Raw genomic sequence first — 19,064 nt, 5'->3', positions numbered from 1 at the left:
CAGTCACCGAGGCAGGACGCCCGTGGTGCCCAGGGAGTGGATTAGCGGTTGATGCCGTTGTGGAAGGCGAGCACACCCGTCAGAGGCGAGGTGACGAGCAGCACCTGCATGGTGTCGGTGGCCCAGGATGCCAGCGTGTGCCTGATCGGGTCGAAGACCACCGCGGTGGCGTCGCCGCTCCGCAACGCCCGCGACGTCAAGCCCTGTACCTTGTCCGGTCCGTAGGGACGCCGGTGTCCATCCCCTGGACGGTACGGCGGCAGCCGCAGTCGTACGGACGGTGTGGAGTACCGTGGCCCCGCACCGGCCCCCGAAGTGCGGTGGCGTGCATCTGCTGTCGCCATTGCATGCACCTCGCACAGCCGCACGAGCGTCGCTCTCACGCCACGTCCCGGACGGACACCTTCCCGTCAGGCGTTACGCGAGGAAACATTCAGGCAATCCGCGATGAGCCGGCGCAAGATATCGTGCCGAGAGGCCACTACCAGGTGGAGCACGCCATGCGAACGATCGTGACCACCGAATCCGTCGCCCGGGCAGACCGGTTCGATCACTGGGAGCACGAGATGTCCCAGGTCTTCGCCGGGCTCGACACCCGGCCGGTCGCACGGAGTCCCTTCCGTGGGCACGCCACCATCGACTGCCTCGGACTGCTGCACCTGACATCCATCAGTTCGGTACCCCAGCGGGTCAGTCACACGGCGGGCACGGTGGCCCAGCACGAGGAGGACTTCTACAAAGTCGCCCTCCAGATCGCGGGCACCTGCGTGATCGAGCAGGACGGCGCATACGGCGCGCTGGAACCGGGCGACATCGCGCTGTGCGACACCACGCGGCCGTACTCCTTCACATACGGCACGGACTTCAGCACCCTGCTCATGCTGCTCCCGCGGCCGCTGCTGCCCGTGCGCCCCGAGGACCTGGGCGCCCTGACCGCCCGCCGGATGACCGCCGACGACGGCGTCGCAGCGGTCGTGGGCCCGTTCCTGCGGTCGCTGAGCGAGCAGCACCACGACTTCACGGGACCGGCCGCCGGCAGTCTGATGGACGGCGCCGTGGCTCTGGTCACGGCCCTGGTCACGGAGAAGCTGGCGCGGTCCGCGCTGACCACTCCGCAGGACGCGACCTTGTTCCGTATCCGCACCCATGTCGAGAACCGGCTGTCCGATCCCGATCTCACACCCGACTCGATCGCCGAGGCACACGGCATCTCCCGCCGCTACCTGTTCAAGCTGTTCGCCGCCCAGGACCTCACCGTCGCCGGCTGGATCCGCACCCGCCGCCTGGAACGCTGCGCCCGCGACCTGGCGAGTCCGGCCCGAGCAAAGGAGCCGATCAGCATGGTCGCCGCCCGCTGGGGCCTGCTCGACTGCCGCCACTTCAGCCGCATGTTCAAGGCGGAATACGGCGAAACACCACGGGACTTCCGCCGACGGGCGCTGATGAGCACGCCCACACCCGGGCCCTGACGGCGGCGGGCGGTCCGTGCCCGGATGGGACACTCGCCCCAATCTCGACCGGGAGACGACCGACCGGCCCCGGAAGACCGGTGGGCTTGACTGGCCGAGAGGTTGGGACGAGCAAGCAGAAGCCGCAGCTCAGGCGCCCTATCCCAACCTCCTGGAGGTCGTTCTCTTTCCGAATCTTGTGTGTGGTTCTCGCTGGTCAGACATGAGGTGGCCGCAGTCGCGGGAGTCTCGGTTCGTTGCTGGCCGAGATTTCGTGGGGGTGGCGGATGCCGTCGTTGCGAGCGGTGTTGGAAGCGCGGCGGAAGGCCGCGGCGGTGCGGGTAGAGGAACTCGAAGCCGAACCGGGGGGCGACGGTCGTGTGGCGGGAGATGTCCGTCAGTCGGCCCGCCCTGCGGCTTTCAGTGCCGTGCGGTTGGTGCCCACGCTTGAGTTCAGGAGTTCACGGCCGTGCTGCCATGTGCCCAGGCCGCTGGCGGAGTTGATGTGTCCGCACGCGCCCGCCAGATGCCATCGTGCTCCCCACATCGCCGCGAACCCGGCGGCCGCCTCGGGGGTGCAGTACGGGTCATTGGTGCTGCCCACCACCAGGGCCGGACACGGCAGCGGTTGTACCGACACCTCGATGAACGTCGCGGCCGCCTGGCGTGGAAACGCGGACACGAGCCCTGCTGGCCGGTCCTGCGCCACTGCTTCGGCGATGTCCGGCCGACCGCCCCGATGCTGGTGTGCGGTCTGGCCGACCCACGGATGAAGATCGAGATCGAGGTGTACGCACGGCGGCCCACCGTGTAGCCGTGCACGATCTGGCCAGCCGGGCGCGTCGGCGTGCAGGACTCCATCGGCCTGGAAGCATCGCCCTGAGACACCAGCCCCGTCATCGATGAGCGGATGGCGTCTCCGGGCACCTTCAAGGGCTGTCCCGTAACCACTGGTGGGTGATCGAGTCTCATTACCTGGGCTGCGTGCCGTGCAGGTAGTTCGTAGCCGCTGATCCTCGCTCCGGCTGTGTTGTCAGTGGCCCGAGATACGATCACGACCTCGATGGGCCGGACGGAGATCGTTAGGGACTCGCGGCCATGGGGGGTGGGTCGTACAGGCCCCGGCATCCAGCTCGGGACTGGAGGTAGCTTGCCGTAACCCCACCCCCCTTCCTCCCTGCGCCGTCCGGGCCGTATCAGGAAAGCCGTCTGCCGACGGACGCAGGAAACACCCAGGAGTGGAAGGAACAGTACGCACACCGGGCCGGTGTCGAAGGCACGATCTCCCAAGGCGTTCGAGCCTTCGGCCTGCGGCCATGCCGCTACCGCGGTCTGGCCAAGGCACGACTGCAACACCAACCCACGCCACCGCTATGAACTTCCACGAGGAATAGTCAAGATCTGTGGATCAAGATCTTTCGGTGCGTTTGTCGCATGAGCGAATCTGGTGGTCAGAGGTCGTGGCTGTTAGGGCGGGAGATGTCAGCTTCGGCGAACAGTCGGCGGTAGAAGGGGCCGAGGCCGTCTGGGATGGCCAGGGACTGGAACGCCTCCTGCGCCGGCAGAAGACGGCGGTGGGCCATCTCGAATCGTGGGTCCCACGGAGCCAGACGCACCTCTGCTCGCCACATCGACCGGACCAGCACCAGCCCTTCCTCCGGGCCTCGCACGCAGATGCCCCGGCTGAACCCGAGGAGTCGGCAGTCCATCACCTCGGCGCAGGCTTCCTCACTGACCTCGCGGCGCATCGTGTCGACCCACTGCTCATGCCGCTCGGGGCGACCGCCGGGCAGGCCCCACCGCTGTCCATCTGGGCTGACCACGACGATTCGATCGTCGGCGACGCACACCGCCTCCGCGCCGTGTGGCGTACCCGGCGGCAGGTCAGAAGGTGGATACCACGCAACGCGGCATTCCTGACCATTGATGGATGCGGTGAAGTAGGTGCCATTCCCAGCAATGTCGTTCATGGTTCCGTTCCAGCGATCGGTTCAAGCGGCTGTGGGGAATCCGCGGGCCACAGTATCGGGAGCCCTCAACACGTCGGCCAGGCCTACGCGTCACGCCGCTGGCTGCTCCGCTCCCCCGGCCGCTTTCCCGGCTGACCGGTGAGGCGGGCGTCGGCGCCATGGGCGCCCGCCTCACGTTCGGTCAGCGCTTGCGGTGGCCAAAGCGGGTGCCGTCATAGCTCTCGGCCTGGGTGTCGATGCCCGGGAACGTCCTCGCGCCGGTCAGGACCGGCAGCGCCGACCTGTCGTTCTTCAGGGTGTAGGCGTAGAACGCGCGTAGGTAGGTGACCGCGAGGCTCTGCTGCTGCGCGGCGGTCGGCCGCCCCGGCGTGTCCGGGCACGTGGTGTCGTCGCCGTCGGTCGGCCCTGGACCCGTCGTCCACTCGGTGTTGTAGAAGTTGTGGTTGCCCTTCGTCACCCGCAGCCGGAAGCCGCGTGCGCCGGCCCGGCCGCGTGCGTCATCGAAGTAGGCCTCGCCGCCCAGGGACCAGCACCCGGCCGAGATGACGGCGAGGGGCATCCTCGTCACCAGCGTGTCGTAGAAGCCGCTGGGCCCGGGCGAGGCGACGGCGGCCACGCCGCGGATGCGGACGCCGGCCGGCAACTCGCCGCGGTGGGCGTCGGCGGCCTGATACATGACGCCCTCGCCGCCGACCGAGTGGCCCATCGTGCCCACGCGACTCAGGTCGAGCCGGTTTTTGAAGTCGACCCGCACGGCCCGGCCGGTACGCGGATCGGTGAAGTGGCCGGCGAGCGGGCCGCCTCCGGTCGAATTCAGCTGCTGGAGCAGCCGAAGGTGCCGGTCGATGAGATGGGCGCGCTGCGGTGCGACACCCATGTAGTAGTTGACGCCGTTCGCGCTCGGTGACACCACCACGTAACCCTCCCGGGCCAGCGTTTCGGCCAGATAGTCGTAGCCCCGGTTGCTGGGATAGGGAGCCACCCCTGCCGGGCACGGCCAGCTCCCCCAGTCCGCGTCGTCGGCGGAGTAGCAGGAGAGCTGCTGCCCGTGCAGCAGGACGACCACCGGCATCCGGCCGGCCGACTTGAGCGGATAGTGGACCACCGCCCGGATCTCGGCGACGCCGTCCCAGTCCTGCGGGTCGGTGAACGCTTCGTCGCCCAGGTTGTACTCGACCACCCCGACCGCGTCGGCCACCTGCGCCTGCGCGCCGGGAACACCCGTCAGCAGGACGGCGACGAGGGCCGCGAGCGCGAGCCCGGCGACGCCGAGCCGCACCCGTAATACCTGGAACATGACCTGCCCCTTCGTGGTGTGACCATGACCGAAGGGACCCTAGGCATCACGTGTGAGGAAGACGTCAGCATGGCAGGGGCGGAAGCCCTGTGGAGGACTCCCGCCCGGGTCCTGCGCGGTTACGGCTCCCAGACCGGCGCCTGCCAGATCCGGCCGACGACGATCGTGCTCGTGGGCCGGGTCGGCGAGGTCCAGGACCGTTTGGTCCGACCAGGCCCGGAAGTCCCGGAGCCCCGTCGGTTCCGGGCGGTTCCGGGCGGAGGCATTTCCTGGCCGGTGATGTCGCCGTCCGGCGGCGCGGCATCGTCAGGCTGCGCTCTCCGGGTGGGTGAGGTTCGCTCCGGTCGCCGGGTCGAAAACGTGCGCCTTGGCCATGTCGACCAGCAACTCCACCGGTGCGCCCTCACGGGCGCGCGTGGCGGCGTCGAGGCGGGCCACGATCTGCTGGACCTCCGAGCCGGTGTCCCGCATACCCGAGTCAGCCGCCAGTTCCTCCAGTTCCGTGGTCGTCACGGACCCGCCCTCCGCGGTGAAGTACACGTACACATCGGAGCCCAGCGACTCCAGTACGTCCACGGTAGCGGTGAAGACCGGTCCGCCCCGGCCTCGTTCAGTGGACAGGGCCGCGTCCTCGAAGGCCTCGGGCCGCAGGCCGACGATGACGTCGCGGGGAGCGTTCTGCCGTTCCAGTGATTGCCTCGTACGGTCCTCGAGGGGCAGATCCCCGAGGGGCGAGTGCAGCACACCGCCCTCCAGGGTGGCGTTCACGAAGTTCATCGCCGGCGAGCCGATGAAGCCCGCGACGAAGAGGTTGCGCGGCAGGTCGTAGAGCTGTGCGGGCGTGCCGATCTGCTGGACCAGGCCCTGCCGCATCACGACCACCCGGTCGCCGAGGGTCATCGCCTCGGTCTGGTCGTGGGTGACGTACACAGTGGTGGTGCCGAGGCGCCGTTGCAGGCGGGAGATCTGAGTGCGCATCTGCACCCGGAGTTTCGCGTCCAGGTTGGACAGCGGCTCGTCCATCAGGAACACCTTGGGATCGCGAACGATCGCCCGGCCCATGGCCACCCGCTGACGCTGCCCACCGGAGAGATTCGCGGGCTTGCGGTCCAGGTGTTCGGTGAGGTCGAGAATTCGGGCGGCCTCCTCGACCTTTGAGTTGATGGTGGCCTTGTCCACCTTCGCCAGCCGCAGGGGGAATCCCATGTTCTCGCGCACGCTCATGTGCGGGTACAGGGCGTAGCTCTGGAACACCATGGCCACGTCGCGCTCTTTGGGAGCGAGCTGGTTGACGACCTGGTCACCGATGCGCAGGGTGCCCTCGGTGATGTCCTCGAGCCCGGCGATCATGTTCAGGGTGGTGGACTTGCCGCAACCGGAAGGACCGACCAGGATCACGAACTCGCCGTCGGCGATGTCGAGGTCCACCTCCTTCACGGCAAGGGATCCGTCGGGGAAACGCTTGGTGACTCCCTCGAGGATGATCTCGGCCATGGTGCTGACTCCTTGCCTTCATGCCTTCCGGGTCCGGGTGTCGCGGTCGGTGACCCGTGCCGGCGGCCTGCCTGCCGCGGTCGGCCCGGTCATCCCTTGACCGCCCCGGAGGTCAGTCCGGCGACGATCCGCCGCTGGAAGAGCAGAACGAAAATGATGATCGGAATGGTGATCACCACGGCGGCGGCGGCGATCGACCCGGTGGGCTGCTGGAACTGCGAACTTCCGGTGAAGAACGCGATGGCGGCGGGCACCGTGCGCGCGGCCGTGGTGGAGGTCAGCGAGATCGCGAACAGGAAGTCGTTCCAGCAGAAGATGAAGACGAGGATGGCCGTGGTGAATACGCCCGGCGCGGCCAGCGGCGCGATCACCAGCCGGAATGCCTGCGCGGGTGTGGCCCCGTCCACCTTGGCGGCCTTCTCCAGGTCCCACGGGATCTCCCGGAAGAACGCCGACAGGGTGTAGATCGCCAGCGGCAGGGAGAAGGTCATGTACGGGATGATCAGTCCCACCCAGGTGTCGAAGATCCCCACGATGCGTTCGATGTTGAACAGCGGGGACACCAGGGAGATCGGGGGGAACATGGCGATCAGCAGCGACATGCCGATGAGGACGCGCTTGCCGGGGAACCTCAGCCTGGCCACCGCGTAGGCGGCCATGGTGCCCAACACCACCGCGATCACCGTGGAGATCAGGGCGATACCGATCGAGTTGATCAGTGCTCGGGTGAATTCGGAGGTCTTGAAGATGCCCCGGTAGTTGTCCCAGGTCCATTCACTGGGAATGTAGTTGCCGTCGGTGAGGGTGCTGGGCTTCTTGAACGACAGCGCGGCGATCCACCACACCGGGAACAGGGCGTACAGCACCACCACCGCGTTGATGACGCCCCAGCGGGTGGCGTGCGTCTTTCCCACGGTGGCCATCAGCGCTTCACCTCCGCTCCAGGTGCGGCCGCGCCGAAGAGCTTGACGAAGGCGAAGGCGATGATCCCGACGGAGATGAAGATCAGGACCGAGATCGTCGAACCGATGCCCAGGTTGAGCGCGGTGAACAGATTGTCGTAACCGAGGATGGACACGGAGCCCGTGTCGTGGGCGCCCGAGGTCAGGATGTAGATGTTGTCGAAGATCCGGAACGCGTCCAGCGTGCGGAAGAGCAGCGCCACCAGGATGGCCGGTTTCATCAGCGGCAGCACGATCTTGAAGAACCGCTGCCGGGAGGTGGCGCCGTCCACCATGGCCGCCTTCAGGGTTTCCTCGGGGACCAGCGCGAGGCCCGCGAGCAGGAGGAGGGCCATGAACGGGGTCGTCTTCCACACCTCGGCGAGCACGATCAGCCACAGGGCGGACCACTGATGGGTCAGCGGGGCCGATCCGTTGGGCAACAGCGCCGCGAGGTAACCGAGCTGTGGGGTCCAGGCGTACTGCCAGGAGAAGGCGGCGACGACGGTGACGATGCCGTAGGGGATGAGGACCGCGGTGCGTACGGAGCCGCGGCCGAAGATGGTGCGGTGCATCACCAGGGCGAGCGCCATGCCGAGGACCAGTTCGATGGCCACGGACACGCCGGTGATGAACAGTGTCACCCAGAAGGCCTGCCACCAGAACGGGGAGGACAGGACCGCACCGTAGTTGCTCAGGCCCACGAACTTCGCCTGCCCTGGGAAGCGCAAGTCGTAGCGCTGGAGGGACAGGTAGATGGCATATCCGATCGGGTACGCCGTTACGGCGACCATGACGATCACGGCCGGCGAGCAGAGCAGCCAGCCCAGCCGCCGCTCCTGCCTGGCGCCGGCCGAGAGCGCCGCCTGGTCTTGCTTCGTCTGCTTCGCCTCAGGGGGTGGCGGGGCTCCGGCCGGTTCCGTCTGCGTACTCATCGGGGACCGCCGCAGGATGAGACCAGCGCTCGGGGGCGCCGGCCAAGGAGGTCGTGGTTCACGGGATCACTCCCTTGGATTGCAGAGCATCGTCGATCTCGCCGCTGATGGTGTTGACCGAGCTTTCCGGCTTGATCGCGGAGGGCGGGGACAGCGTGTGGGAGACGGCGATCGACACGTTCTGGTAGGCGGGGGTCAGCGGCCGCACGCTCGCCGACTCCAGGGATGCGAGCACCTCCTTGGCGAACGGATACGCCTTGATGAACGGCCGCTCGTCGTACAAGGCACGCAGGGTGGGAGGCAGGCCGCCCACGAGCGCGGCGGTGCGCTGGTTCTGCCGGTTGCGCAGACACAGGGCCGCCTCGAAGGCCAGTTGGGGGTGGTGCGAGTAGGCGCTCACGGCCAGGTCGATGCCGCCGATGGTCGGCCGTGCCGGGCGGTTCGCGTCGACCCTGGGGTACGGCGCCCAGCGGAAGTTCTTGAACAGTGCCGGATTGTTCGCCTTCATCGACGGATAGACGAACGGATAGTTGAGCTCGAAGGCGGCATCCCCGGCCTCCATGGCGAGACGGTTCTGGTCCTCCATCTGGTTGGACAGGGAGGGGTCCGCGGCCACAGAGCGCGCCAGGTCGCGCATGATCCCGGCGGCCCGCACGGCGGGCGGACCGAGGGAGGGCTTGGTCGCCGACGGGTTGAGGATGGAGCCGCCCGCGCTGTTGATCAGCGTGTTGAACCAGACGGTCAGGCCCTCGTACTGAGCACCCTGGATCTCCACATAGTGCGGCTTGCCCTGTCGGGAGAGGTTACGGGCCATGTCCAGCATCTCGGCCCACGTCTTGGGCGGGGTGGGCACCAGGTCCTTCCGGTACCACAGAAGCTGGGTGTTGGTGTTGTACGGGACGGCGTACAGCTTGTTCTTCCAGGTCGAGGTCTGCAGCGGCACGCGCAGGGTGCCCTCGGTGGCCCTCTGCTTCGCCGCGCCGGTCCACTCGCGGATCCAGCCCGCCTGGGCGAACTCCGCCCCCCAGGTGACGTCCAGGCCCATGATGTCGATTGAGTTGTCGTGGGCCGCAAGCCTGCGGACAAGCTGCTGGCGCTGGCCGTCGGCGGCACGCGGGAGCTTGTTGTAGTTGATCTTGTAGCGGCCGTGGGATGCCTGGCTGCACCGGTCGGCCGCCTTCTGGAGCGCGCCTGAGTCGTCGGGGAAGTTGTACCAGTTCAAGGTGGGCCGACCGGACGCCTGCCCGCTGCCGCAGGCTGCGAGCGTCGACGCCAGCAGGGGCAGGACGGCGAACGCCCGTAGCCGTCGCATCCTCCCCTTGGGGCGCCTCCTGACCGAAAGCGGCCGAAAGCCGGTCTTCGCGTCCACGCGCTCCACACCTCGCTTCCGGGCCGGTGGTCACGGGAGTCGGATCCCGCACCGTTCTCTACCCAACGAACGCTAGACACTACATAGAGCAACAACAAGTACATATGCAGCAAATGACCTACATGGTTCATTGTGGGTACAAAGTGACGATCACCGTCGGCCAAGGGGCGCCTGCGGGCAGCTCGTGTCGATTCGTCTCCGGTCGTCGCCCGTTGCCGCGCGAAGAGGGCCACCAACCCGTCCGTGGCGCAGTGCAGTCCAAGCGGTGGCACCGCCGGGGCGAAGAGGCCGATGCGTTGGATTCCGGGAGGGGCCCCTCCCCGAATCTCCCGAAGCGTTGCGGCCGAGTGGGCGACGCGGCGGACCAGCGTGCCCAGGTCCAACGACGGCAGCTCCATCACCTTCACACGGTGAAGTCCGCGGCCCCGGTCTTGCACGTCGTCTCGCCGTCCTTCGCGGTGGCCAGGACGGCCACGTGCCACAGCCCCCGATCCGACGGCATCGGCGCGGGAGACGATGACCTTGTAGGCGCACCGCGCGGTGTCCGCGCCCGAGGGCTTGCAGACGGCCGACTCCTCGCCGGCCATCTCCTTGGCCGTAGGCCCCTTCTTCGCCAACGACGACGTCGCCGGCCAGGCCAGCACCCTCACACTCTCGACACCCGAGGACGCCGTGACGTCCGCGGTGAAGGCCAGCGAGCCGTCGCGATCCCCGACGGCCGCGGTACAGCGGACCGTGCTGCAGCCGCCGGTGCTGGCGCGCGTACTCAACTCCCCCATGAGTTGGGGCCTTTCACCCCTGGTCGGAGACGTTTTCAGTAGGACGAAGCGCACGCCTGTGCGGCCTTGTTGCGGATGGCGCCCTGCCCGCAGACTCGTCGTCATCCACTCTCCGGCCAACGTGCCGGCATCCGTCATCGGGTGCCGGCGCGTTCGCCGTGCTGTCTCGCCGTGGGACATGCGCCGGTCGGAGAGGGGCGGGGACGAAGGGGATCGATGGATCGGGACATGGTCGTGCTGGCGAAGGTCAAGTTGCTCAGTGCCAACCGTCGGGTGGTGCGAGGCGTCGAGGGACTGTGGATCTACCGCCTGCTGAGGCAGATCGAGCCGGAGGTGTACGGATCGAAGCTGGCGTACGTCCTGGTGGAGGAGAGCAGCTCACCCCTGGTGCGGGAGTTGCCTGAACGCAGGCTGGCCCTGCTCGAGGAGGCCGTGGAGGTGGCGAAGGCCCTCAGCCCGGCGAACCCCTACCGGGAGAAGGTGTTGCAGAGGGCACTGGCTGCGAGAGCTCGCATGCGGCCCTGAGGGGCACCTCGGGCTGTCTTAGCGCGTGCTTCCCCCACCTCGACGGCCCGGCGAATGGCGCGCTCAGGTCCCATCTCGGCTGGCCCACCTCGGCACTGATGAGCTTCCCGGATGCCCAAGACCGGCACCGGAGGAAGACCGCCCAGTACGGCTCGAGCAGTGACGGGACGGGGCAGGGAACTGGCTCGCGCGCTGCTCGGCGATGACACACGCCGTGCGAACTGGCGATAGCGGCCCCCGGTCCCGTCCAGTAACGGTTCACGTGAATCTGATGCCCGCGAGCTGGTGCGATTGGGCGATGAGGTCTCCGGCGCTGTCGCGGATGGTGCAGGTCTCGTCCACGCGGCCATGCGCTATGACGTTGGCCCGCAGCGTGATGTGCACAGGGCCGGGCGCGGGGATCGCGCGTATGTAGGTCGACAGCGAGAGCGTCGGGACCCAGCCTGTGAGCTGGATGTCGAACGTCGCGGGCGGGAGTACGTCGGCGGCGAGCAGCAGCGCGAGCGGGTCGAACGACGGCGTGCCCGGGAGGTTGAGCCAGCCGCGGATCTCGCCGAGTCCGCTGGGTTCACCGGCGGCGAATCCCAGCGACTCGGGTTCGACACGGACCTCGATCTGATCGAGCAGATCGACTGGGAAGATGTCCTTGGGCGGCTGGAAGCGCGCACATTCGGCGTACGGATGTCTGAGCGGCGGGCGATCACCGGACAGCCAGGTCCCGGACGGCGGCTCGGCCGCGAGCGTGCCGAGCATCACGAGGGTCTCCACGCACGGCTCGTCTGCTTGGCTGATCCGGGCGCGGACATGGGTGGTTGTCCGCCCGATGCGGAGCACTTCGGTGGTGACGTTCACCTTGTCGGGGCGGGGCGTTCGGATGAAGCTGCTCGTCGCGCTCAGAAGCTGCGTATGCGGTGCCACGACGCCTGCCGCGCGGCCCGCGACGGCCTGGAGGTAGCCGCCGTTCGGCTTGCCGACGACCGTCCACAGTGGGTCGAGATCGGCGGTGAACGCCCCGGGCCCCGTCCGTGTGATCGCGGTTGCCTCCACGAACGTGTGCGGGCTCACGACGCCGCCTCGGCGGCAGCGTGTGCCGGGGCGGCGACCGGCGTCGGCGTCATGAGCGGGGCGCTGAGGGCTGCGGCCGCCGCGACCGCAGCGAGCAGCCACCACGCGTGTTGGAAGGCGGTGTGCGCGGCATCGTATGTGGTGGGAGTGCCGAGGACGGCGACGACGAGGCTGACGCCGATGGCCGTGCCGATCTGGCGGCTCATGTTGACGATGGCGCTGCCGGTGGCCCCCTGGGAGGGGGGCAGGTCTGCGGTGGCGGCGGACAGGATGTTCGGCAGGGCGAGGCCGACGCCGGCGCCGCCGATGAGCCAGCCGGGCAGGAGCTCGCCGGCGTAGTCCGGGCTCGCGCCGACCTGGGCTGCTACGACAACGCCGCCGAGGCCGCACAAGAGGCATCCGGCGGACACGATGACGCCGACGGGGAGGCGGCGTGACAGGCGCGTGGACACGATGGCGAACAGCGGGACCATCAGCGGGCCGGGAGCGACCGCGAGGCCGGTCTTGACGGCCGAGTAGTGCCAGACCTTCTGCATCCAGAGGATGTTCGTCAGCAGCGCTGCGGCAAAGGGGACGGTGAACAGCAGCGCCGTGACGTTCGACCAGGCGAAGGCCTTCACCCGCATCAGAGCGGAGGAGATGACGGGGGCGGGGTGACGCGTCGAGGACAGCAGGAATCCGAGCAGGGCGACGACCGTGGTGGCCCAGGCCGCGTTCGTACGACCGCTGGTCCAGCCCCACGACGGCCCTTCCACGATCGCGAGGGAGAGGGCGCCCACCGAGAGGGCCAGCAGGATTGCGCCGACAAGATCGGGGTTGCGGGTGATCGAGGTGTCGCGCGAGTCCGGCACCCACAGGATCGCCGCGACCACGGCCGCGACGCCGACGGGGATGTTGACGAGGAACACCCACTGCCAGGAGGCCTCCACCAGCATCCCGCCGACGGCCGGGCCGAGCGCGGCGGCCAGTGCACCGACGGCGGCCCAGATGCGCACCCACGCGGCGCGACGCTCCGGTGGTGCCGAGGCGACCACGAGGCCGAGGCTCGCGGGCGTCAGGATCGCGGCGCCGACGGCCTGGAGCGCCCGGAAGCCGACCAGGGTCCAGATGCTGCCGGCCGCCGCGCACGCCGCGCTCGCGCCGGTGAAGAGGACGAGGCCGATGAGGAAGCCGCGCTTGCGGCCGTACCGGTCGGCGAGGCGGCCGGCGGGCACCAGCAATGCCGCGAAGATGATCGCATACGCGTTCAGGACCCAGGAGAGGTCGGTGATGCCGACTCCGCGGAAGTCTGCCCCGATCGCGTCGAAGGCCACATTGACGATGAAGACGTCGAGGCTTGCCATGAACGCGGCGAGCGTGAGCACGAAGAGGATCAAACCCGGCCGCTGACTTCTGTTTGCCATAGCCAGCGACCTTAGAGGGCTGGCTATGGGCAATACAAGTTAGGCTGAGGGATGTGACTCAGAACTCTGCGACCTTCGAGGACCGGCTGGCGGATCGGTCGACCTGGCGCATCGGTGACAACTGCCCGATCGCCAAGGCGCTCGACGTCGTCGGCACGCGCTCGGCCATGCTCATCCTTCGCGAGGCCTTCTACGGCACCACCCGCTTCGACGACTTCGCTCAGCGCGTCGAGATCACCGAGGCCGTCGCTTCGGCACGCCTGCGCGAGCTCACCGCCGCGGGCATCCTCATGCGGGTGCCGTACCAGGAGCCGGGGCAGCGCACCCGGCACGAGTATCAGCTCACCCCGATGGGCCACGACCTCGCGCCTGCGGTGATCGGGCTGTACGACTGGGGAGCCCGGTACTTCTCTCCCGGGGGCCAGGCACCGCTCGTCCTCACTCACCAGGAGTGCGGCGCGCCGGTGCAGTCAGAACTCACCTGCAGTGACGGACACCCCGTGGCCATGCCCGAAGTGATCATTCGCGCCGGAGCGAAGCACAAGAGCTGAGCCCGCGGCGAAACCACCAGCCGTGCCTGCTCCTCGAGCGACAGGCGACCTTGCCATTGTGGCGGGGCGTGCAGGGGGTGATCCGCTGGCGCCGGCGTCATGGAGGACGCGGGCGAAGTCGTGGGCGCGGTAGCAGGCGCCGTTGTCGGTCGCGATCCGCACGATCCCGGGGAACCCGTGGGCGGCGAAGAACGCCTTGGCCCGATTGGCGAACCCTCCGGCGCAGGGCCCCGCGCCGGAGGGTTCGTTGACCTCGGACAGGGCTGCGAGGAGCCCTCCGGCGAGCACCGTCAGCGGCACGATCAGCACGCGAAGCGCCCTCCCCGGCGCTGGGCTGCCGCGCGCCAACGACCGTACGGGCAGCGGTGTTCACCGCCGCTGCCAGGTGCGCGGCACCCCGTGACGGAAGGGGGGCCGGACGCCATGCTGTCCGGCCCCACCCTCGCCACCGCCTGCGTGGATGCGGTGGCTGCCGGATGGCCTGGCGCGTCGACGCGTCAGGTCATCCAGTCGTCTCCGCCCCGGTCGGCAGGGGCGGTTCCGCCTCCACGCGCTCCCACTCCTCGTCGGTGAGCAACCGGGAGCGGAGCAGGAACCGCACGCCCTCGGGGGCCTCCAGGGAGAAGCCGCTGCCCCTGCCCGGGACCACGTCGACGGTGAGATGGGTGTGGCGCCAGTACGCGTACTGGCCGGCGCTCATCCAGAACGGTGTATCTCCGGCGACGTGGCCGAGCAGGACGTCCGTGCCGCCGACGCGGAACTCGCCGCGCGGGTAGCACATCGGAGCGCTGCCGTCGCAGCAGCCGCCGGACTGGTGGAACATCACCGGGCCGTGACCGGCCGTCAGCGCCTCCATCAACTCGTTGGCCGCGTCGGTCAGTTCGACCCGCCGCACCCGGGTTCCCATCAGAAGAGGCCGACCTTCTGCTCCGAGTAGCTGACCAGGAGGTTCTTCGTCTGCTGGTAGTGGTCGAGCATCATCTTGTGGTTCTCGCGGCCGATGCCGGACCCCTTGTAGCCGCCGAAGGCCGCGTGAGCAGGGTAGGCGTGGTAGCAGTTGGTCCACACCCGGCCGGCCTTGATCTCGCGGCCGAGCCGGTAGGCGTGGTTGCCGTTGCGGGACCACACGCCGGCGCCCAGGCCGTAGAGGGTGTCATTGGCGATCTTCAGGGCCTCTTCGGGAGAGTCGAAGGTGGTGACCGAGACGACCGGGCCGAAGATCTCCTCCTGGAAGATCCGCATGTCGTTGGTGCCCTTGAAGACGGTCGGCTCGATGTAGTAGCCGCCTTCCAGGCCGGGGACCGTGCGGGGCCCGCCGCCGGTGAGCAGCTCGGCACCTTCCTGCTTGCCGATGTCGATGTAGGACAGGATCTTCTCGAACTGGTCGTTGCTCGCCTGGGCGCCGATCATGGTCTGCGGGTCGAGCGGGCTGCCGCCCTTGATGGCCTTGGTGCGCTCCAGGGCGCGGGCCATGAACTCGTCGTAGATCGAGGAGGCGATCAGGGCCCGGGACGGACAGGTGCACACCTCGCCCTGGTTGACCGCGAACATCACGAAGCCCTCGACGGCCTTGTCCAAGTAGGCGTCGTCGGCGTCCATGACGTCGGCCAGGAAGATGTTCGGGCTCTTGCCTCCCAGCTCCAGGGTGACCGGGATGATGTTCTCGCTGGCGTACTGCATGATCAGCCGGCCCGTCGTGGTCTCGCCGGTGAAGGCGATCTTGGCGATGCGCGGGCTGGAGGCGAGGGGCTTGCCGGCCTCGACGCCGAAGCCGTTGACGACGTTGAGCACGCCGGGCGGGAGCAGGTCGGCGATCAGGTCGATCACGTACAGCAGGCTGACCGGGGTCTGCTCGGCGGGCTTGATGACCACGCAGTTGCCCGCCGCCAGGGCCGGGGCGAGCTTCCACGCGGCCATCAGGATCGGGAAGTTCCACGGGATGATCTGGCCGACCACGCCCAGCGGCTCGTGGAAGTGGTAGGCGACGGTGTCCTCGTCGATCTCGCCGACCGTGCCTTCCTGGCTGCGCACCACGCCCGCGAAGTACCGGAAGTGGTCGACGGCGAGCGGGATGTCGACGTTCAGGGTCTCCCGGACGGGCTTGCCGTTCTCCCAGGTCTCGGCCACGGCGATCTTCTCGAGGTTCTCCTCGAGCCGGTCCGCGATCCGGTTGAGAAGGTTGGCCCGCTCGGTGGTGGAGGTGCGGCCCCAGCGGTCGGCCGCGGCGTGAGCTGCGTCCAGGGCCAAGTCGACGTCGGCGGCGGAGGAGCGGGCGACCTCGCAGAAGACCTTGCCGTTCACCGGCGACACGTTCTCGAAGTAGCGACCCTCCGCGGGGGCGACCCAGTCGCCGCCGATGAAGTTGTCGTATCGCGGGGCGAAGTTGACGATGCTGCCGTCCGTTCCCGGCTGCGCGTACACCATGGCGGCTCTCCTCGGTGGGCGATGGTGAGTGCTGTGGTACGACGGCCCTCGCCGTCGTGGTGCGCATCACTGTGGGCCCGTGAGGTTGGCGCAAGGTTGGCGCCGCCGGTACGCCGGTGGCGGCCGGTCAGCGCAGGGCGGTCGTGAGCCGGCCGGCCGCGATCGCCCGGCGCGCGTCGCCCGGACCGATCAGGCGCAGCGCGTGCTCGTGCACCTCCGCGTCGTACGGCGCCCGCTCGCCGTAGCGCAGGGCGTGCTCCGGGCGGACGCTCGCCAGGACCGCCTCCCGTACGGCCACCTCCAGACGGGTGCGCCACTCCTCGATGCCGGGAGCCTCGGAGCGAGGGAGCAGCGGACCGCGGTAGAGGCGCAGGGCCGTGTCCGTGTCACCGCGCTCCAGCGCGCGCAGCACGTCGACGGCGTCGCAGGACACGGGTGCGGTGAGTGCGTAGCGGCGGGCGGCGATGCCGCCGCCGAGGGCCCGGCGCAAGTGCGAGATCTCCGCCTTGAACGTCGAGGCCGTCACGGGCCGGTCGCCGTACAGGGCGTCGCGCAGCCGCTCCGAGGAGAAGCCGTCCGGTTCCAGCGCGAGGAGGGTGAGGATCTCCAGCTGCCGGGGGCGCAGGGCGAGCAGAGCGCCCTCGCGTACGGCTTTCTCCTCGCCCATGCAGGTCAGCCGTACCTCGGGCACGTCGTCCCGGGGCCCGGTGGGCAGTTCGGCGCGCAGCTCGGCCTCGATGACGGACGCCAGACCGCGCACCGTGGACATGGCCAGCGGGTGTGAGCGATCCCAGGTCGTGGACAGATCCAGGACGCCGAGGACGCTCCCGTCGGGTCCGTGGATCGGCGCGCCGTAACAGACCCAGCCGTGCAGCGCGGCCACCAGGTGTTCGGCCGAGAAGACGGTGCTGGGGCGGCCGGTGCGCAACGCCAGAGACAGTGCGTTGGTGCCCATGGCCTGCTCGTTCCAGCGGCCCCCCGGGGCGAAGTTGACCCGCTCGGCTCGCCGGCGCATGTCCTGACCGGCGCAGGTCCACATGATCGTTCCCGACTCGTCGGTGACCGCGGCGATGAACCCGGCGTCGTCGGCGATGCTGCGCAGTTCGTCGGAGAGGGCGTCGACCGGCCGGCGCAGCAGCGAGTCGGTCCAGCGGTGCCGGACCGTGCCGTCGTCGGCGACCGGCGCGCTGTCCCGGGCCGGGTCCACGCTGCCCAGGGAGCGCACCCAGGAGTCGGCCACCTCATGCCGCAGCGCCTCGTGGCCGCTCGGCGCCGAGCCCGTGGATTTCACCAGCGACACCGTCCGGGACCACTCCCCCTCGAGTGCGGCCCTGCGCTGCCGAAGGTCACTCCGCTGTGACATGTGCTTCCCTGTCGTAAAAAAGGGGCGAATCACAATTATTCGCCTCAACCATACAGAGCACACCTGCCCGGACAGGCAGGTTCCCCTGTCCGGACGGGCAGGTGCCGCGTCCGGTTGCAGGCCCCTAGCTTGTTCTGCGTTTGACGACAGTGTTATCGGCGAATGAAGCAATGAAATCAAGGTTTCGCACAGGTTGCGGACTGCACGCCCTTGTGGAGGTCACATGTCGCTCACCTCCGGTGCCATGGTGACCAGCGGTATCGACCCGAGTGCCGACTGGAGCCGTGACGAGCGCCACGGCGAACTCCTGGGGCCGCAGGAGACGGGCAACGAGGCTCTCCGGCAGTCCGCCAGGATGGCCAAGTTCCATGTGCCCGAAGTCCTCTTCGGGCCCGGCTCGCTGACCGAGCTCGGTCACTGCGCGCTCAGGCTCGGCGGCCGTCGGCCGTTCCTCGTCACCGACCCCGGGCTGATCGAGGCGGGCTGGGTGGACGAGGCGGTGGGCCATCTGCGCCGGGTCGGCCTGCGGCCCGTCGTCTGGCACGACGTGACACCCAATCCCAAGGACCACGAGGTCGAGGCCGGCTTCCAACGGTACGCGGCCAGCGGCTGCGACGTGATCGTGGGGGTCGGCGGCGGCTCCGTCATCGACGCGGCCAAGGGCGTGGCGATCCTGTCCAGCAACGGCGGGCGCATCCTCGACTACGAAGGCGTGGACCGGGTCGGCCGGCCGATTCCGCCCACCGTGATGGTGCCCTCCACCTCGGGTACCGGTGCGGACGTGTCGCAGTTCGCCGTCATCACCGACACCGCCGAACACATCAAGATCACCATCGTGAGCCGCACTCTGGTGCCGGAGATCTCGGTCATCGACCCGCGCCTGCTGACCACCATGCCGGGCTGGCTCAACGCGGCGACCGGCCTGGACGCCCTGACGCACGCCATCGAGGCGTTCGTGTCCCGGGCGCACAACCCGCTGACGGACATCCACGCACTCCACGCGGTGGAACTGATCACCCGGAATCTGGTGCACACCCACGTGCGGCCGAAGGACTTCGCCGCCCGGCTGGCCATGGCACAGGCCGCGCTGGAGGCGGGAATGGCCTTCACGAACGCGATCCTCGGGGCGACGCACGCGATGAGCCACCAGGTCGGCGGCCTGCTGGACGCCCCTCACGGCGTGGTCAACGGCGTGCTGCTGCCGCACGTCATCCGGTTCAACGCCGAGACGCGGCCGCAGCGGTTCGTCGCGCTCGGGGCGGCGGCGGGCATCGCGACCGAGGGCGTACCGCCCCGCGAGGTGGCCGCGCGGCTCGCGGACCTGGTGCGTGCGCTGGCGGACGACGTCGGTGTCCCCAAGGGCCTGGCCGGCCTCGGCGTCGCGGAGTCCGACGTGCCCGTGCTGGCCCGCACCACGCTGAAGGACGCCTGTATGGCGACCAACCCCAGGGAGGTCGACGTGCGGGACGTCGAGGCACTGTTCCGCCAGGCCCTGTGAGG

General features: G+C 69.0%; 17 protein-coding genes and 4 pseudogenes. 6 read left to right on the top strand and 15 right to left on the bottom strand.

Features of this window, described 5'->3' with window-relative positions; genetic code table 11:
• Positions 1 to 41 precede the first annotated feature (41 nt).
• On the bottom strand, positions 42 to 200 hold the full coding sequence (locus ACQF4J_RS45375; RefSeq protein ID WP_427168455.1) for a hypothetical protein: 159 nt from the start codon (positions 198 to 200) through the stop codon (positions 42 to 44).
• A gap of 300 nt (positions 201 to 500) precedes the next feature.
• Here ACQF4J_RS45375 and ACQF4J_RS45370 point away from each other — a divergent pair, with 300 nt between their 5' ends.
• Positions 501 to 1,469, top strand: a complete 969-nt coding sequence (locus ACQF4J_RS45370) for a helix-turn-helix domain-containing protein (protein ID WP_427168454.1) — start codon at positions 501 to 503, stop codon at positions 1,467 to 1,469.
• Positions 1,470 to 1,845: 376 nt separating this feature from the next.
• Here the strand turns inward: ACQF4J_RS45370 and ACQF4J_RS45365 are convergent, their stop codons facing one another.
• Positions 1,846 to 2,130: an RBBP9/YdeN family alpha/beta hydrolase gene (locus tag ACQF4J_RS45365; protein ID WP_351803412.1), complete on the bottom strand. Its 285-nt coding sequence runs from the start codon at positions 2,128 to 2,130 to the stop codon at positions 1,846 to 1,848.
• Here ACQF4J_RS45365 and ACQF4J_RS45360 point away from each other — a divergent pair.
• Together ACQF4J_RS45360 and ACQF4J_RS45355 are read left to right on the top strand one after the other, a co-directional pair.
• A pseudogene (locus ACQF4J_RS45360) lies at positions 2,131 to 2,262 on the top strand (Rid family hydrolase); the annotation flags it as partial.
• A 416-nt stretch (positions 2,263 to 2,678) separates the two neighbouring features.
• Positions 2,679 to 2,801, top strand: a pseudogene (locus ACQF4J_RS45355) (transposase); the annotation flags it as partial.
• A gap of 98 nt (positions 2,802 to 2,899) precedes the next feature.
• Here ACQF4J_RS45355 and ACQF4J_RS45350 read toward each other — a convergent pair.
• The 7 genes and pseudogenes from ACQF4J_RS45350 to ACQF4J_RS45320 form a co-directional block, all read right to left on the bottom strand.
• Entirely contained in the window at positions 2,900 to 3,418 is a 519-nt protein-coding gene (locus tag ACQF4J_RS45350; protein ID WP_351803410.1) for an NUDIX domain-containing protein, read from the bottom strand.
• A gap of 181 nt (positions 3,419 to 3,599) precedes the next feature.
• Positions 3,600 to 4,715, bottom strand: coding sequence for a hypothetical protein (locus ACQF4J_RS45345; protein WP_427168453.1), 1,116 nt, complete (start codon positions 4,713 to 4,715; stop codon positions 3,600 to 3,602).
• 306 nt (positions 4,716 to 5,021) lie between these two features.
• Positions 5,022 to 6,209: an ABC transporter ATP-binding protein gene (locus ACQF4J_RS45340; protein ID WP_351579414.1), complete on the bottom strand. Its 1,188-nt coding sequence runs from the start codon at positions 6,207 to 6,209 to the stop codon at positions 5,022 to 5,024.
• Between the two features lie 89 nt (positions 6,210 to 6,298).
• Positions 6,299 to 7,132, bottom strand: coding sequence for a carbohydrate ABC transporter permease (locus ACQF4J_RS45335; RefSeq protein ID WP_234490295.1), 834 nt, complete (start codon positions 7,130 to 7,132; stop codon positions 6,299 to 6,301).
• The gene (locus ACQF4J_RS45330; RefSeq protein WP_351579418.1) at positions 7,132 to 8,085 is read right to left on the bottom strand and encodes a carbohydrate ABC transporter permease; all 954 of its coding nucleotides are present in this window, start codon (positions 8,083 to 8,085) and stop codon (positions 7,132 to 7,134) included. Before ACQF4J_RS45330 ends, ACQF4J_RS45335 begins: the two co-directional genes overlap by 1 nt.
• Before the next feature lie 58 nt (positions 8,086 to 8,143).
• Positions 8,144 to 9,397, bottom strand: coding sequence for an ABC transporter substrate-binding protein (locus tag ACQF4J_RS45325; protein ID WP_351579420.1), 1,254 nt, complete (start codon positions 9,395 to 9,397; stop codon positions 8,144 to 8,146).
• 460 nt (positions 9,398 to 9,857) lie between these two features.
• Positions 9,858 to 10,194, bottom strand: a pseudogene (locus ACQF4J_RS45320) (DUF5707 domain-containing protein); the annotation flags it as partial.
• Between the two features lie 255 nt (positions 10,195 to 10,449).
• Between ACQF4J_RS45320 and ACQF4J_RS45315 the strand changes: the two are divergent.
• On the top strand, positions 10,450 to 10,758 hold the full coding sequence (locus ACQF4J_RS45315; RefSeq protein ID WP_351803404.1) for a hypothetical protein: 309 nt from the start codon (positions 10,450 to 10,452) through the stop codon (positions 10,756 to 10,758).
• 258 nt (positions 10,759 to 11,016) lie between these two features.
• Here ACQF4J_RS45315 and ACQF4J_RS45310 read toward each other — a convergent pair whose 3' ends face one another.
• On the bottom strand, positions 11,017 to 11,805 hold the full coding sequence (locus ACQF4J_RS45310; protein ID WP_427168452.1) for a thioesterase family protein: 789 nt from the start codon (positions 11,803 to 11,805) through the stop codon (positions 11,017 to 11,019).
• 14 nt (positions 11,806 to 11,819) lie between these two features.
• Positions 11,820 to 13,226, bottom strand: coding sequence for an MFS transporter (locus ACQF4J_RS45305; RefSeq protein WP_351579426.1), 1,407 nt, complete (start codon positions 13,224 to 13,226; stop codon positions 11,820 to 11,822).
• A 53-nt stretch (positions 13,227 to 13,279) separates the two neighbouring features.
• Here ACQF4J_RS45305 and ACQF4J_RS45300 point away from each other — a divergent pair, with 53 nt between their 5' ends.
• A complete protein-coding gene (locus ACQF4J_RS45300) occupies positions 13,280 to 13,777 on the top strand; it encodes a winged helix-turn-helix transcriptional regulator (protein WP_351803398.1) in 498 nt (165 codons plus the stop codon).
• A 46-nt stretch (positions 13,778 to 13,823) separates the two neighbouring features.
• Here ACQF4J_RS45300 and ACQF4J_RS45295 read toward each other — a convergent pair.
• From ACQF4J_RS45295 to ACQF4J_RS45280, 4 genes and pseudogenes are all read right to left on the bottom strand, one after another.
• Positions 13,824 to 13,993: pseudogene (locus ACQF4J_RS45295) on the bottom strand (IS481 family transposase); the annotation flags it as partial.
• A gap of 286 nt (positions 13,994 to 14,279) precedes the next feature.
• Positions 14,280 to 14,684, bottom strand: coding sequence for a DUF779 domain-containing protein (locus ACQF4J_RS45290; protein ID WP_351579432.1), 405 nt, complete (start codon positions 14,682 to 14,684; stop codon positions 14,280 to 14,282).
• Positions 14,684 to 16,201, bottom strand: coding sequence for an acetaldehyde dehydrogenase ExaC (gene exaC, locus ACQF4J_RS45285; protein ID WP_351579435.1), 1,518 nt, complete (start codon positions 16,199 to 16,201; stop codon positions 14,684 to 14,686). Before exaC ends, ACQF4J_RS45290 begins: the two co-directional genes overlap by 1 nt.
• 127 nt (positions 16,202 to 16,328) lie before the next feature.
• A complete protein-coding gene (locus tag ACQF4J_RS45280) occupies positions 16,329 to 17,564 on the bottom strand; it encodes a transcriptional regulator (protein WP_427168451.1) in 1,236 nt (411 codons plus the stop codon).
• 223 nt (positions 17,565 to 17,787) lie between these two features.
• Here ACQF4J_RS45280 and ACQF4J_RS45275 point away from each other — a divergent pair, with 223 nt between their 5' ends.
• Positions 17,788 to 19,062 carry an iron-containing alcohol dehydrogenase gene (locus tag ACQF4J_RS45275; protein ID WP_427168450.1) on the top strand — a complete coding sequence of 425 codons (1,275 nt, stop codon included), beginning with the start codon at positions 17,788 to 17,790 and terminating at the stop codon, positions 19,060 to 19,062.
• Positions 19,063 to 19,064: the final 2 nt, after the last annotated feature.

Origin of the sequence: Streptomyces sp. C1-1 (assembly GCF_050214755.1) — a bacterium.
GTDB lineage: Bacteria > Actinomycetota > Actinomycetes > Streptomycetales > Streptomycetaceae > Streptomyces.
The sequence above is the reverse complement of the archived record's forward strand: the minus strand, read 5'-3'. Positions and strand labels throughout refer to the sequence as shown.

Excerpts from the sequence above, each read along its gene's own strand:
- ACQF4J_RS45330 (WP_351579418.1), bottom strand. The coding sequence starts at position 8,085 with ATGAGTACGCAGACGGAACCGGCCGGAGCCCCGCCACCCCCTGAGGCG.
- exaC (WP_351579435.1), bottom strand. The coding sequence starts at position 16,201 with ATGGTGTACGCGCAGCCGGGAACGGACGGCAGCATCGTCAACTTCGCC.
- ACQF4J_RS45335 (WP_234490295.1), bottom strand. The coding sequence starts at position 7,132 with ATGGCCACCGTGGGAAAGACGCACGCCACCCGCTGGGGCGTCATCAAC.
- ACQF4J_RS45325 (WP_351579420.1), bottom strand. The coding sequence starts at position 9,397 with ATGCGACGGCTACGGGCGTTCGCCGTCCTGCCCCTGCTGGCGTCGACG.
- ACQF4J_RS45275 (WP_427168450.1), top strand. The coding sequence starts at position 17,788 with ATGTCGCTCACCTCCGGTGCCATGGTGACCAGCGGTATCGACCCGAGT.
- ACQF4J_RS45350 (WP_351803410.1), bottom strand. The coding sequence starts at position 3,418 with ATGAACGACATTGCTGGGAATGGCACCTACTTCACCGCATCCATCAAT.
- ACQF4J_RS45340 (WP_351579414.1), bottom strand. The coding sequence starts at position 6,209 with ATGGCCGAGATCATCCTCGAGGGAGTCACCAAGCGTTTCCCCGACGGA.
- ACQF4J_RS45280 (WP_427168451.1), bottom strand. The coding sequence starts at position 17,564 with ATGTCACAGCGGAGTGACCTTCGGCAGCGCAGGGCCGCACTCGAGGGG.
- ACQF4J_RS45305 (WP_351579426.1), bottom strand. The coding sequence starts at position 13,226 with ATGGCAAACAGAAGTCAGCGGCCGGGTTTGATCCTCTTCGTGCTCACG.
- ACQF4J_RS45290 (WP_351579432.1), bottom strand. The coding sequence starts at position 14,684 with ATGGGAACCCGGGTGCGGCGGGTCGAACTGACCGACGCGGCCAACGAG.
- ACQF4J_RS45370 (WP_427168454.1), top strand. The coding sequence starts at position 501 with ATGCGAACGATCGTGACCACCGAATCCGTCGCCCGGGCAGACCGGTTC.
- ACQF4J_RS45315 (WP_351803404.1), top strand. The coding sequence starts at position 10,450 with ATGGATCGGGACATGGTCGTGCTGGCGAAGGTCAAGTTGCTCAGTGCC.
- ACQF4J_RS45345 (WP_427168453.1), bottom strand. The coding sequence starts at position 4,715 with ATGTTCCAGGTATTACGGGTGCGGCTCGGCGTCGCCGGGCTCGCGCTC.